This is a genomic window from Brucella sp. BE17 (assembly GCF_039545455.1).
In the GTDB taxonomy this organism is placed as follows: Bacteria; Pseudomonadota; Alphaproteobacteria; order Rhizobiales; family Rhizobiaceae; genus Brucella.
In genome coordinates this window covers 1,388,589-1,401,978 of the sequence record NZ_CP154468.1, presented here as the reverse complement: position 1 = coordinate 1,401,978, position 13,390 = coordinate 1,388,589, and the positions used below count along the sequence as shown (strand labels likewise).

Below are 13,390 nucleotides of genomic sequence, written 5' to 3'. Positions count from 1 at the left end.
CAACACTATAAGCAGAAATAATGATATTCAGTGAGTTAAATTAAATCACGCTTATTGAGTTCAAATCCCCGCGCCGCTTTGTCATGCTCTGGTTATCAATAAACCGAGTTTGAGAAATCTCATGCCAAACACCAGAACAGATACGGACAGTCTCGGCCCGCGGGAACTCCCGGCAGGGGTGCTTTACGGTGTCGCCACGCTTCGCGCTAACGAGAATTTCGATATCTCCTTCCACAAGCTCGGTGACGCACCGGAACTTTTGAAGGCGCTGGCACGCATCAAGCGTGCTGCTGCAGCTGCCAATCGTGATATCGGCGTTCTCCCCGCAGATATCGCAAACGCCATCATTGCTGCCTCGATCGAAATTGAAAACGGCAACCACACGGACCAATTCATCGTGGATCTGCTCGAAGGTTCCGGCGGAACATCGATCAACATGAACGTCAACGAGGTGATCGCTAATCGCGCCCTTGAGTTGATTGGAGAGCAACCCGGAAACTATAGCCGAATCCATCCAAACGACCATGTCAACACTGGCCAGTCAACCAACGACGTGTTGCCAGCAGCGGTTAAACTTGCGGTCTACGACAAATCGCAGACACTGATTGATGCGCTGGAGCATCTCGCCATCTCGCTTGAAGATCGCGCGACCGCTTTTCAGGACGTTTTGCGGATCGGTCGCACATGCATGCAGGCTGCGCAGCCGATGCGTCTCGGTCAGGCCTTCGGTGGTTATGCCGGAGCACTCCGCCGGCTAATCGAAAAACTGATGTCTGCGCGTGACGAGATGCTCGTCTTGCCCCTCGGTGGGACTGCAATTGGAACAGGCCTTGGATCTGCCCCCGGTTACAGAGGTGCCGTTTATCAACACCTGAAAAAGATTGTCGGCGCGGATGTTCGACCCGGCAAAGACATGTTCGACGCCATGCAAAACGCTGACGCATTCGCGCGGGTGTCGTCCGAAATTCGCATTTGTGCGGAAGTTATCGGCAAGATTTCGTCCGACTTTATTATCCTTTCCTCCGGTCCGAACAGCGGAGTTGGCGAACTCCGGCTGCCGTCAGTTCAGCCCGGCTCGTCCATCATGCCGGGCAAGGTCAATCCCGTCCTGCCGATGATGATGCAGCAAGTAGCCTTTGCTGTCGTGGGAAACGATGCTGCCGTTTCCCTTGCCGCGTTGCAGGGTCAACTTGAAATCAATCATTTCGAACCCGTCATCGCCTCACGTCTGTTCGATTCGATCGAGCTTCTCGCTAAATCGACACGCATTTTTGCAGACAAGTGCATTTCCGGCATCGAGGCCGATCGCGAGCAGTCATTAAAAAACCTGATGCAGTCCTCGGCGCTTGCCACCGTCTTCGTTCCCAAGCTCGGATATACGGAAGTATCCAAACTCGTACAGGTGTCCGTCGCAGAGCGGCGCCCATTCATCGAATTAGCCATAGAACGCGGTCTCCTGACGCACGATGAAGTGCTGAAGGTGGTCCGCGAAAGTACCGATTACCGCGAGGAGATCGCATGAGCCATTATTCCGCCCTTTCCATTTTGCGCCAGGGTCTCACCGGTAACCGTCACTGGACCCGTGCATGGCGCGACCCGGCGCCGAAGCCATCCTATGATGTGGTCATCGTTGGTGGCGGCGGACATGGCTTGGCGACAGCCTATTACCTTGCCAAAGAACACGGCGTTCGCAACATTGCCGTTCTCGAAAAAGGCTGGCTCGGTGGTGGAAACACAGGCCGCAACACGACGATAGTGCGCTCCAACTACATGATGCCCGGCAACACGATGTTCTATGAGCGGTCCATGCAGCTCTGGGAAAACCTTAGCCAGGATTTGAACTTCAACGTGATGATCTCGCAGCGTGGTCAGTATAATCTCTGCCATTCACCCGCTCAGATGGATGCCGCCCGCCGCCGCGGCAACATCATGCGTGCCAATGGCATCGACGCGGAACTTTTCGACCGCGCCGAGGTGATGCGCCGCATTCCTTATCTCGATTATTCACCCCACGCGCGGTTCCCAATTCACGGTGCGATCTATCAATCGCGGGCGGGTACGGCGCGACACGATGCGGTGGCCTGGGGTTACGCACGCGGTGCCGACAGACATGGTGTCGACATCATCCAGCAATGCGAAGTAACGGGTTATATCTGGGACAAGGACAGGATCGTCGGCGTCGAGACGACGCGCGGGCCGATAAGGGCCAAGAAGGTGGCGCTGGCGGTTGCCGGTCATACCGGTCATCTCGCCGCTAAAGCCGGGCTTCGCCTGCCGATTGAAACCCATGCCCTGCAGGCCTTCGTGACGGAACCGCTCAAGCCGCTCGTTGACAGCGTCATCTCGTTCGGTGCGGCGCATTTCTATATCAGCCAATCCGACAAAGGCGGCCTGGTGCTTGGCGGCGACCTCGATGGCTTCAACTCCTATGCGCAGCGCGGCGGTTTGCCAATCGTCGAGCATACGTTGCAAAGCGCCAAGGCGCTGATGCCGTCGCTTTCGCGGCTGCGGCTGTTGCGCCACTGGGCCGGCGTCATGGACATGTCGATGGATGGCTCGCCCATCATCAGCAAGATGCCTGTCGAAGGGCTCTGGCTGAACGGCGGCTGGTGCTACGGCGGTTTCAAGGCAACTCCCGCCTCTGGCTACTGCTTCGCCTGGACGATCGCCAAGGGCGAACCGCATCCCGACAACGCCGAGTTCACGCTTGAACGCTTCGAGCGCGGCTATCAGATCGATGAAAAGGGCGTAGGCCCGCAACCGAACGCCCATTGAGGTTCCATCATGTTGAGAATTCTTTGCCCGGTTTGCGGGTTGCGAGACGAAACCGAATTCACTTATGGCGCGGACGCCAGCGTGCGTCGCCCGGCCATGGACGAAAGCGATCCGAAGGCCTGGATCGACTACGTATTCATGCGTGACAATCCGCGCGGCCCCCACAAGGAGTACTGGCATCACGTCACCGGATGCCGGCAGTGGATCGTAGTCGAGCGCGATACGCTGACCCATGAAATATCTGGAACCCGGCTCGCTCGTGAGGTGGCAGCATGACGGCACGCAGACTTTCAACGGGTGGACGTATTGATCGTACCCGTACTATTCGAATTCTGTTCGATGGCCGGTCCTTCCCGGCCTATCCCGGCGACACGTTGGCTTCTGCTCTGCTTGCCGGTGGGCAACAAATCTTTGCGCGCAGCTTCAAATATCACCGCCCACGCGGATTGATGACGGCAGGTGTCGAGGAGCCAAACGCTCTTGTCCATCTGCGCGACGGTGCACGGCACGAACCGAATGCCCAGACGACGATGGTGGAGGCTTTCGATGGCCTGACATCGACATCGCAGAACGCCTGGCCGAGTCTCGATTTCGACATCAGTTCCGTGAATGGCGCACTTTCGCGTTTCTTCGGCGCAGGCTTTTATTACAAGACGTTTATCGGGCCCTTCAAGGGAACGGGTTTCTGGATGGCCTGCGAAAAGATCATCCGCAAGGCAGCCGGCATGGGCCGGGCGACGACGCTTGATGATCCCGATCATTACGAGAAGATCAACGCGTTTTGCGACGTGCTGATCGTCGGCGCAGGTCCGGCGGGCATTGCGGCGGCACTTGCCGCTGGCCGCAAGGGTGAAAATGTCATTCTGGTCGAGCAGGATCATGCACTCGGCGGTGCTCTCCTCGGCGAACAGCTCGGGGCATCGTCCGATGACTGGCTTTCGCAGGCTGAAGCCGAGTTGCGCGTCCTTTCAAACGTCCGGATTCTCAGCCGCACCACAGCCTTCGGCGCTTATGACAGTGAAGTCTTTGGTCTGGTCGAGCGTTTTCAGGATCATCTCAAGGTGCCGGAGGCTGGCAAGCCGCGCCAACGTTATTGGCTGGTGCGCACAAAACGCGCCATTCTGGCAACGGGCGCGATCGAGCGGCCGATGGTGTTCGCCGGAAACGACAAGCCCGGTGTTATGCTTGCCTCGGCGGTGCGCAAATACCTCAACCGTTATGCCGTTCTGGCCGGTGACAATGTTGTGGTGGCAACCAACAACGATAGCGCCTACACGGCTGCGCTCGATCTGGCAAAAGCTGGCGCAAAGGTCACACTCTGCGATTTACGCTTGAACGTACCGGCCACGCTCTCCAACGAGGTCCGCAAGGCTGGTATCGAACTGAAGCTCGGCTATGCGGTGCTGAAGGCCGAGGGTGGCAAGGCCGTGAACGCGGCGCAAGTCGTTGCTGTCGATACGAATGGCCGGGCAACGGCGAAGGCAATGCGGATCGCCTGCGATCTCATCGCTGTGTCTGGTGGCTGGGCCCCGGCACTTCACCTCTGGAGCCAGCGCTTCGGCAAGCCGCAGTATCACGCCAATCTGGATGCCTTCCTGCCACCTGCGGAAAAGGGGGCGCTCGTATGTGTCGGCTCGTTGATCGGTGCTGCCTCGCTTCAGGACATTGTAACGCAAGGACATACCGTCGGCGGTGGTATCGGCGAGATACCGTCGCTTGTCGATCATGATGATTTCTGGGGGCGTGACCTCAAGCCTGTGACTGTCATCACCAAGGCGGATGGCAGCACTCCCGGCAAAGCTTTCGTCGACTTCCAGCATGACGTGAAACTCGCTGATATCGATCAGGCGCATTTGGAAGGCTATATCTCCGTTGAACACCTGAAACGCTATACCACCTCTGGTATGGCGGCGGATCAGGGAAAAACATCGAACCTCAACGCTCTTGCCCGTATGGCAAGTTTGCGCGGCATGGACATTCCGTCCGTCGGTACCACCACATTCCGACCTCCCTACACACCGGTGACGATTGGTGCCATTGTCGGCCATGAACATGGGCTCGATTTCCGTCCAACCCGTTTGTCCACCATTCACGACTGGCACACGGAAAACGGTGCGGAAATGATTGAGGCCGGTGCCTGGCTCAGACCTTGGTATTATCCAGTAAAAGGCGAGAGCTTGCGCGACGCCTATATCCGCGAGGCAGCCCATGTGCGCGAGCATGTCGGCATTGTCGATGTCTCGACGCTCGGCAAAATCGCCGTGCAGGGTCCGGATTCTGCCGAGTTCCTCAACCGCGTTTACGCCAACGGCTTCAAGACCTTGCCGGTCGGCCGGCTTCGCTATGGCGTGATGTTGCGCGAAGACGGTTTCGTTCTCGATGATGGCGCGACCGCGCGCCTGGGTGAAAATGATTACTTCATGTCGACGACCACAGCGAACGCCGCCAAGGTGTTGGCGCAGGCGGAACTGCTGCTCCAGACGGCCTGGCGCGATCTGAAGGTTCATGTCACGACGATCACCGACCAATGGGCGGCCATCGCTATAGCTGGCCCGAAATCCCGTAGCGTGTTGACGGACCTGACCGGATCCGACCTCAGCAAGGAAGCTTTGCCCAACAACCACTTTGTCCATATCACGATTGCCAACGTGCCGTGCCGCCTGCATCGCATGAGCTATTCGGGTGAACTCGCCTATGAAATCTACATTCCTGCGAAATCGGGCCGCAAGGTCTGGGAAGCACTGGTAAAGGCAGGGGCACCTTACAAGCTCAAGCCTTACGGCACGGAATCCATGGGCGCTTTGCGCATCGAGAAGGGCCACGTCGCCGGGGCGGAAATCGAGGGTCGCACGACCATGAAGGATCTCGGTCTGGAAGGCTTTGCGTCTAGCAAAAAGCCGTTCATCGGTTCAGTGCTCCGCAAGCGTCGTGTGCTGGAAGATCCGGCGCGCCCATCGCTCGTTGGTCTGGAAATCGTCGGCGAGGTTGGTGCGAAGGCCGGATCACTGCTGTTTTCTCAAAACGCACCCACAACGGGGCATGGTGAAGGCTGGGTTTCATCGACGACCTACTCGCCAGCACTTAAGAAAAACATCGCGCTCGCACTCCTGTCGCGAGGATCCGAGCGTATCGGCGAGGCAATCCAGGTGGTCGATTTCGTCGGAAACCAGACATTGCAGGCCAATGTCGTCTCGCATCATTTCTTCGATCCGGAAGGGCATCGCCAGAATGGCTAATAAACATATTTTGCCGCTGAGTGGCACAACCAGTGATGGCCTGGTGGTTTGCATCAACGAAGTCGAGTCTGGTTTCCTGACCCAGCTTGCCGGCTGGGGCAGCTTCCGCGAAGCGGCGGACGAGGCGCTTCGTGCTCGGGAGATCGCCTTTTCGGACGATTATCAAACACCAGCACGCAGCGGGAATACAACCGTTTGGTGGGTTGCTCCTGATCGTGTTCTCATCCGCTCGGAAAAGCCGCTTGGCATTGAAAGCTCGAGCGATCTCGTTGCTCTTAACCTTTCTGACGCCCGCATTGCCGTGACAGTTGAGGGATTGGGTGCTGCTGGGCTTTTGAGCCGCGTCGTCGCATTGGATTTTACGGAATGTGCGTTCCCCGTCGGAAGCTTCGTACAGACGAGCCTTCACCACGTCGGTGTCCTGATTGACCGGCACGGAAGCGACCGGTTTACAATCTTCATTCCCACGACATGGGCAAAATCGCTGATCGGTCTACTGGCCGATCATCTCTCGAATGCAGCCTAACTGGTTATCGAACTGTCAACTTTCCATTGGAGTACACCCGTGAATAATTTCGTCCTTACGGTTCAGTGTCAGTCCCGCCGCGGCATCGTCGCTGCCATCGCGGGCTTTCTCTCCGAGAGAGGTTGCAATATTACCGATTCCGCGCAATTTGATGATCCGCAGACTGAAAAGTTCTTCATGCGCGTCACTTTCCGTTCAGAGACCGGTGCCGATCTGACGAATTTGCAGGAAAGCTTCGAAACGGTGGCTGAGGGCTTGGGAATGGAATTTGCGTTCCACGATGCGGCCCACCGCACGAAAGTACTGCTCATGGTCTCCAACTTCGGTCATTGTCTGAACGATTTGCTTTATCGCTGGAAAATTGGCGCGTTGCCGATCGATATCGTCGGCGTAGTGTCAAACCACATGACCTACCAAAAACTGATCGTGAACCATGACATCCCTTTTCACCACATCAAGGTAACCAAAGAGAATAAGCCGGAAGCCGAGGCCCGGCTACTGACGGTCGCAGAGGAATCAGGTGCTGAGCTCGTTGTTCTGGCCCGCTACATGCAGATTCTGTCGGACCAGTTGTGCAAGAAAATGGCAGGACGCGTTATCAACATCCACCATTCCTTCCTGCCCTCTTTCAAAGGGGCCAACCCTTACAAACAGGCATTCGAGCGCGGCGTGAAGCTTATCGGTGCCACAGCGCACTATGTGACGGCGGACCTCGACGAAGGGCCAATTATCGAACAGGATACGGTCCGGATCACCCACGCGCAATCGCCCGATGATTATGTGAGCCTCGGGCGCGACGTTGAAGCACAAGTTCTCGCAAGAGCCATCCATGCCCATATTCACCAGCGCGTTTTCGTAAATGGAAACAAGACTGTCGTGTTCCCCGCCAGCCCAGGGTCTTACGCTTCGGAGAAAATGGGTTAAAATCGGAGCGCATCCTAAACATGACTTTCCAGCTCGGCAAAGGCTGCGTATCTCATGGGCTGGGAGCTTTACTGTGCAGCCGCATCATGGGCTGGCCCGTTATGATCTGTATTTTAAAGGCCCAGCACGAGATCATTTCGGCAAAAGCTAAGAAAGCAACACACGCAGACAAAGCGAAGAATGACCCGCTGGTCTCGACCATCAAAGCCTCTCTTAAGGGCCACTTATCGACGAGCTTGCTGGTTGAGATCAAGCCGTAACTTCAATGCAGGGGCAGTCCTTGCGTACCAAATCGCTGTTGATGATCTGCTGCAGGTGCCAGCCTGAGGATATACACGGTATTGGCCGAACTGCTTCCCCGATGGTCTGCGATATAGTCGACCTTTCCGGGTTTAAACTGCGCGGTGTCTCTTTCGGAGGACTGCGCGCGGGCGCTCGAAGCTATCGAGAATAGCGAGCAGATTAAGGTCGAACCGTTTCTGCCGTCTCCTATATTTTTTGGCTTCGACGTTCGTTTCAAAAAACCTGTCACGAACATGCACCTTGTACCGAACAGTTTTCAGATAGGTGAAGGGCTGTACCCTTCTGCGTCCTTCCAGCTTGTGGAGGTACGGAAGTAAAGGATAAGCAAATGGAAATAAAAGCCGGGTGCGACAGTACCCATCAATTTTGATGAACTGAATACCCCCTTAATCTCGGCAGTCGTTCGGTTCGACCAACAACAATCTGTAATTTTTTCGCTTTCTGCTGGCGTTGCTGAATTAGAGCGGCGCTGCGGTAGGTTGAAATAGCTGTTTCCCTATAACAAGCACACATGTGCGTTCCGCAGCTTTGTATCATCCGGCTGGGCAGGCTCGATAAATGTCACCTTGGCGCTCGGTAACCACATATGGTTGGGCTCCACGATAACATGACGACCTCTCGCTCGATCATGAAAGCTTATCTTTGAGTCTTTGAAGTTGCTCATTTAAACTTCCCGTTGTTAACCGGGGCACAGGAGGCCAGATCAGCAACCTTGGCGACCCAGCTTAAAGTAGGGGCTTTTTCTAATTATTTGGAAAATAGCGACAAATAGACATTTGTGCGAAATATTAGAAGGGGATAATAAAGCAAGTTACAGCGTTCGCTATAAAAGAATTTCATGTCTCGTAAGGTCGCAATTATGAAATTGCCATCAAAAAACGTCTTAAAAAGAACGATCACCGTAACTCTTATAGCGGCTGCTATTTCTATCTCTGTTTCAACAGGAATACGTTATCTGATCGGTGCGCAAGCTGATACAGTTACAATTATTGTCCGCATTATTTTGCCATTTGTTATCGCTATTCCACTCGCATTGGTCTGGTTTACTCGAATGGAGAAACTTGACACCGCTTATAGAAAATTAGTGCGCCATGCCAATGAACTTGCAAGGACAGCGAGCGTTGATCCTTTGACAGGTGTCCTAAACCGACGCAGTTTCATCGAGCAATTTAATGGAGCGATGCTGATCAACGTGAGGGGATGGTTTCTCATCGCGGATATTGACTATCTCAAGAAAATTAATGACCGATATGGTCACCTTACTGGTGACGACGCGGTGATTTCGGTCGCCAGTGCTTTACAAAATGAATTACCCGAAGACAGTCTTATTGCGCGAATTGGTGGAGACGAGTTTTGTGCCTTTGTTCCCAAAGGTGCGTCAAAGAACCTAGATCCGCTTGTGCAGCGGCTCAACATAGTCGCTGGCACTATCTTTTCCTCAAAAAGGAAGGATGTGCCTCACAAGCTTACAATGTCCGCTGGCTATACAATTTGTCGCCCGAAGCAGACCTTTGAAGAGCTGATGGCTGTTACAGACGAAAATCTTTATCGCAAAAAACGCGAAAGATTACCCCTCGTAGCTTGATGCGCTTGGTAAAATAAGGAGTACTAATTCATAACACGTTTCGGCGGACATCAGAAAGCCGATTAATTGAGGAACATCCTTAGCCAGTATCGCAGGGCCACTGTTCGCTGCGTAAGGGGGAGCTGGAGCCTTGGCGATTGAGCTGAGTTCTGACGCAAATCCGAAAATCGCCATCACTGCACGCTTAATTCCAAGTTCATCCTTCTAATAACTTTCCCAACTCGTCTACAGCAATGATCAAATCCTTTCCAAATAGCTTACCGCTCCGCCTATTCGAAGAACGTGGTCAGGTCACCGTGTAGCGTGGTGTAAATCTCGTCCCGTCCGGCCTCGGTGTCTGTGCGATCTTCTCGATCCTGTGCTCAAGTTCTGAGACGCATCCTGACTTTTTGCCCAACGCGGTTACGTGCTTCGGTGATGAGGTGCGCAACTCGCAAGCGAAATGGAAACGGCTTTACGTTTGAAATCGTCAATATGTGAGCAATAATAGTCTATTGAAGGAAGTGGAATCAAACTGTGATATGCCCCGTTCCTCGCGCAACAACCCTGGAGAGATGCATGGCCACCGGGCTTGAATAGCCTCAGTCAGAAAAGTAATGCAGAAAACTGATCCGTGGGTGTGAAGAATCGATCAGCTAAAATATTGAAAATAAACAGAAAAGAAGATGGCTGGGGAACCTGGATTCGAACCAAGACTAGCGGAGTCAGAGTCCGCTGTTCTACCCTTAAACTATTCCCCAGCAGAGGTTGCAAATGGTTCATATAAGAAGGATTTGCAAGACGGCAACTGTTTAAAGTTGCTCGCGTCGGCATCCATCTAGCGAACTCGAACCCTGAACGCAACCCCCCTTGGCAAGAAAAAATTATGGCGATCTTGATCATCTGCCATTCCATGATCAAGGATTGCAAGACGAGCCAGCAATGACCTAAAAAAAGCCCGGCCAGCGCAGACGCGGGCCGGGCAAGGGGCAGGCTGACCGAGAGGGGGCTCGGCATGAAGGTGGCGGCTGCCAGGTGTTGCTTTGATGGCCGGATCAGATGTCTGAAATGGCTCGTCCTAGAGGCATAAAACGTCAGCAGATGAGCCGGATGCTTGCGTCCGCCTTTGCGCACCGGCAAGCTTGCGCAAAAGCTGTGTCTGGTTTTCCGCGCCGCGATGATGGCGTGCCGTAAGAAGATGGCCGCGATGCAATCCCAGATCACTCAGCAGATAATCATCAAGCGCATCAAGACGCTCAATATGGCGGCGGTTGAGAAAGCGGTACCAGCAATTTATAGCCACATCAAAAGCCTCTCTTCCCAACCGCGACACCACCGATGGCTTGGAAAAGGTTGTTGGCGATGGAATGGTCAATGTCTCATCGATCACTGTCATACCGCTGCCCTTTCATAAGCGGGATAAAGCATTATTGTCGCAATCCTTATCCGGCAGACCGATTGATTATTCCAACGAATGTTTTTAATATAACCGTTCAATAATAATGATGGATATCGTCCATGAGCGCGCCTCTTGATCTTGACCAGCTACAGACCCTTATTGCGATAGCGGACAGGGGCAGTTTTACCCGGGCCGCAGATATGGTCTTCAAGACACAATCGGCGGTTTCCATGCAGATGCGTAGGCTCGAAGAACGCATTGGCAAGCCGCTGTTCGAACGCGACGGGCGGCTGAATCGCTTGACAGAGGATGGTGAGCGGTTGCTGCTCTATGCGCGGCGGATGCTGCAGCTGAACGGCGAAACCATCGCCGCATTTGATGATACGCAGCTCGAAGGGCACGTGCGTATCGGTACGCCCGATGATTATGCGGATCGTTTTCTGCCTGAAATCATGGCGCGTTTTGCGCGATCCAATCCGCGCGTGGAATTGTCTGTTGTTTGTGAGCCGACAGTCAATCTGGACGAGATGATCCGCCGAGGCACACTCGATATCGCGCTGGTCACCCAGTGTGACGAGAAACGCCGTTCCGAGGTGGTGCGCACCGAACCGCTGTTATGGGTCAGTTCAACCAATCATGGTGTACATGAGGAAGCGATGCTGCCTTTGGCCGTAGGGCGTCCCACCTGTATCTGGCGCCATGCTGCAATCGATGTGCTGGAAGGTGCGAAGCGCGACTATCGCATCATCATCACGAGCTGGTCGGCGACCGTCTTGGCAGCGGCTGTTCTTTCAGGACTTGCCGTTTCAGTTCTGCCCGAATGCGCCCTGCGGCCCGGTATGCGGATTTTGGGTCAATCGGAAGGCTTTGGTACGCTGCCGCAATTCGGTATCGGCATCATGCGCGGACATGCCAAGCAGAATGCGATTGTGGACGCATTGGCGCAGCATATCGTTGAAAGCCTCGATAATATGTCCACGCCGCAGCAGGCAGGCTTGACGGGTACTGTGTCTTCAGGGGAAATGTCTTCGTTTTCCTCTGTCCGTACAAGGCGGGTCCGCACCAACGAATTGCTGCCCGGATGGTAATGAAAAGCCTTATTTTTTTGATCGTCTTCTTGACCAGCCATCACGGCTGATGACCTATGATGGGATGAGCATGGGTTCCGATTCGAGACTTACCGGCGATTCCAATGTCGCCGAATATAGCGTTTCTGAGATTTCCGGCGCCCTGAAGCGTACGGTTGAGGATACGTTTGGTCATGTGCGGGTGCGTGGCGAGATTTCAGGCTATCGGGGCCCGCATTCTTCCGGTCACGCCTATTTTGCACTCAAAGATGACCGTGCACGACTTGAGGCGGTGATCTGGCGCGGCACGATGAGCCGGTTGCGCTTTCGTCCCGAGGAGGGCATGGAGGTGATTGCCACCGGCAAGCTCACCACCTATCCCGGGTCGTCCAAATATCAGATCGTCATTGAGCAGATGGAACCGGCCGGTGCGGGTGCGCTGATGGCGCTTCTGGAAGAGCGAAAGCGTCGCCTTGCAGCGGAAGGTCTGTTCGATCCGGCTGCAAAACAGCTTATACCTTTCATGCCCAAGGTGATCGGCGTGGTGACATCGCCGACGGGCGCTGTGATCCGCGATATCATCCATCGTATTGCCGATCGCTATCCGCTGCATGTCGTTGTCTGGCCGGTGCGCGTGCAGGGAGAAACCAGCGGCGCGGAAGTGGCTAATGCAGTCGATGGTTTCAATGCCCTTGCCGATGATGGTCCGATCCCCAAGCCGGATGTGCTGATCGTAGCACGCGGCGGCGGTAGTCTTGAGGACCTGTGGGGTTTTAATGACGAGATCGTGGTTCGGTCCGTCGCGGCTTCTCATATTCCGGTGATTTCGGCGGTCGGTCATGAAACGGACTGGACACTGATCGATCTTGCCGCCGATATTCGTGCACCCACGCCTACGGGAGCGGCCGAAATGGCGGTTCCGGTCAAGGGCGATCTTGTGGCGACGCTCGCAGGGCAGTCGGCAAGGCTTTCGGGTGCCATGTCGCGATTTATTGATCTCAAGCGGCAGTCGTACCGATCGGCAAGCCGTGCGCTGCCCTCCGTCGATCAACTACTGGCGTTGCCGCGCCGCCGTTTCGATGAGGCGGCATCGCGGCTTTCGCGTGGACTGTTGGTCAATACGCAGAAAAAGCGGGTGCATTTTGAAGGACATGCACGGCAATTGTCGCCGCGACTTTTGCAACGGCGCTTTGCCGAGTTTGAACGTAGCACCACGGTGCTGGGTGAGCGTCTTCCGCGTGCGCTTGCAGCATATTTGAAGGAGCGCCGTGCAGCGCTTGTCCATCGTGCGCTTCGGCTAACGCCTGAGCCATTATTGGCGCGCCGTAAGTTGGGCGCCAGATCGATTGTCGATCTTGACCGTAGACGTGATCAGGCGGTACGGCTCCTGATCGAACGCGCCCGACAGCGTGGGGTCGAACTGGAGCGGCTCATGCGCACGATGTCACATGAAAGCGTGCTGGAGCGCGGTTTTGCCATCGTCTTCGATGCGACAGGAAATCCGGTCAAGCAGGCAGCAGGAGTTGCTTTGGGTGACGCGCTCTCGCTGCGTTTCCGCGATGGTGATGTCAGTGTGGTGGCAAGCGAGGGTGTTAA

At 55.0% G+C, this 13,390-nt stretch carries 10 protein-coding genes, 1 tRNA gene and 1 pseudogene; 10 read left to right on the top strand and 2 right to left on the bottom strand.

Going from position 1 to position 13,390, the window contains the following annotated elements; translation table 11 throughout:
* Positions 1–121: 121 nt before the first annotated feature.
* The 8 genes from AAIB41_RS17820 (at position 122) to AAIB41_RS17785 (ending at position 9,349) form a co-directional block, all read left to right on the top strand.
* Positions 122–1,522: an aspartate ammonia-lyase gene (locus AAIB41_RS17820; RefSeq protein ID WP_343315318.1), complete on the top strand. Its 1,401-nt coding sequence runs from the start codon at positions 122–124 to the stop codon at positions 1,520–1,522.
* A complete protein-coding gene (locus tag AAIB41_RS17815) occupies positions 1,519–2,775 on the top strand; it encodes a sarcosine oxidase subunit beta family protein (RefSeq protein WP_343315317.1) in 1,257 nt (418 codons plus the stop codon). Before AAIB41_RS17820 ends, AAIB41_RS17815 begins: the two co-directional genes overlap by 4 nt.
* 6 nt (positions 2,776–2,781) lie before the next feature.
* On the top strand, positions 2,782–3,051 hold the full coding sequence (locus tag AAIB41_RS17810; RefSeq protein WP_343316121.1) for a sarcosine oxidase subunit delta: 270 nt from the start codon (positions 2,782–2,784) through the stop codon (positions 3,049–3,051).
* On the top strand, positions 3,048–6,011 hold the full coding sequence (locus tag AAIB41_RS17805) for a sarcosine oxidase subunit alpha family protein (protein WP_343315316.1): 2,964 nt from the start codon (positions 3,048–3,050) through the stop codon (positions 6,009–6,011). The genes AAIB41_RS17810 and AAIB41_RS17805 overlap by 4 nt, the downstream gene beginning before the upstream one ends.
* Entirely contained in the window at positions 6,004–6,537 is a 534-nt protein-coding gene (locus AAIB41_RS17800; RefSeq protein ID WP_343315315.1) for a hypothetical protein, read from the top strand. Before AAIB41_RS17805 ends, AAIB41_RS17800 begins: the two co-directional genes overlap by 8 nt.
* A gap of 39 nt (positions 6,538–6,576) precedes the next feature.
* Positions 6,577–7,461 (top strand): formyltetrahydrofolate deformylase, encoded by an 885-nt coding sequence (gene purU / locus AAIB41_RS17795; RefSeq protein ID WP_343315314.1) that lies wholly within the window; start codon positions 6,577–6,579, stop codon positions 7,459–7,461.
* 20 nt (positions 7,462–7,481) lie between these two features.
* Positions 7,482–7,721 carry a hypothetical protein gene (locus tag AAIB41_RS17790; protein ID WP_343315313.1) on the top strand — a complete coding sequence of 80 codons (240 nt, stop codon included), beginning with the start codon at positions 7,482–7,484 and terminating at the stop codon, positions 7,719–7,721.
* Positions 7,722–8,623: 902 nt separating this feature from the next.
* Complete coding sequence (locus AAIB41_RS17785) at positions 8,624–9,349, top strand: GGDEF domain-containing protein (protein WP_343316120.1); 726 nt, start codon at positions 8,624–8,626, stop codon at positions 9,347–9,349.
* Positions 9,350–10,015: 666 nt separating this feature from the next.
* Here the strand turns inward: AAIB41_RS17785 and AAIB41_RS17780 are convergent.
* Positions 10,016–10,089 (bottom strand) — tRNA-Gln (locus AAIB41_RS17780).
* Between the two features lie 317 nt (positions 10,090–10,406).
* A complete protein-coding gene (locus tag AAIB41_RS17775; protein ID WP_343315312.1) occupies positions 10,407–10,724 on the bottom strand; it encodes a hypothetical protein in 318 nt (105 codons plus the stop codon).
* Between the two features lie 122 nt (positions 10,725–10,846).
* Between AAIB41_RS17775 and AAIB41_RS17770 the strand changes: the two genes are divergently transcribed.
* Complete coding sequence (locus tag AAIB41_RS17770; protein ID WP_343315311.1) at positions 10,847–11,815, top strand: LysR substrate-binding domain-containing protein; 969 nt, start codon at positions 10,847–10,849, stop codon at positions 11,813–11,815.
* A gap of 70 nt (positions 11,816–11,885) precedes the next feature.
* Positions 11,886–13,376, top strand: a pseudogene (xseA, locus tag AAIB41_RS17765) (exodeoxyribonuclease VII large subunit); the annotation flags it as partial.
* Positions 13,377–13,390 lie beyond the last annotated feature (14 nt).

Excerpts from the sequence above, each read along its gene's own strand:
- AAIB41_RS17820 (WP_343315318.1), top strand. The coding sequence starts at position 122 with ATGCCAAACACCAGAACAGATACGGACAGTCTCGGCCCGCGGGAACTC.
- AAIB41_RS17815 (WP_343315317.1), top strand. The coding sequence starts at position 1,519 with ATGAGCCATTATTCCGCCCTTTCCATTTTGCGCCAGGGTCTCACCGGT.
- AAIB41_RS17805 (WP_343315316.1), top strand. The coding sequence starts at position 3,048 with ATGACGGCACGCAGACTTTCAACGGGTGGACGTATTGATCGTACCCGT.
- AAIB41_RS17800 (WP_343315315.1), top strand. The coding sequence starts at position 6,004 with ATGGCTAATAAACATATTTTGCCGCTGAGTGGCACAACCAGTGATGGC.
- AAIB41_RS17790 (WP_343315313.1), top strand. The coding sequence starts at position 7,482 with ATGACTTTCCAGCTCGGCAAAGGCTGCGTATCTCATGGGCTGGGAGCT.
- AAIB41_RS17785 (WP_343316120.1), top strand. The coding sequence starts at position 8,624 with ATGAAATTGCCATCAAAAAACGTCTTAAAAAGAACGATCACCGTAACT.
- AAIB41_RS17775 (WP_343315312.1), bottom strand. The coding sequence starts at position 10,724 with ATGACAGTGATCGATGAGACATTGACCATTCCATCGCCAACAACCTTT.
- AAIB41_RS17770 (WP_343315311.1), top strand. The coding sequence starts at position 10,847 with ATGAGCGCGCCTCTTGATCTTGACCAGCTACAGACCCTTATTGCGATA.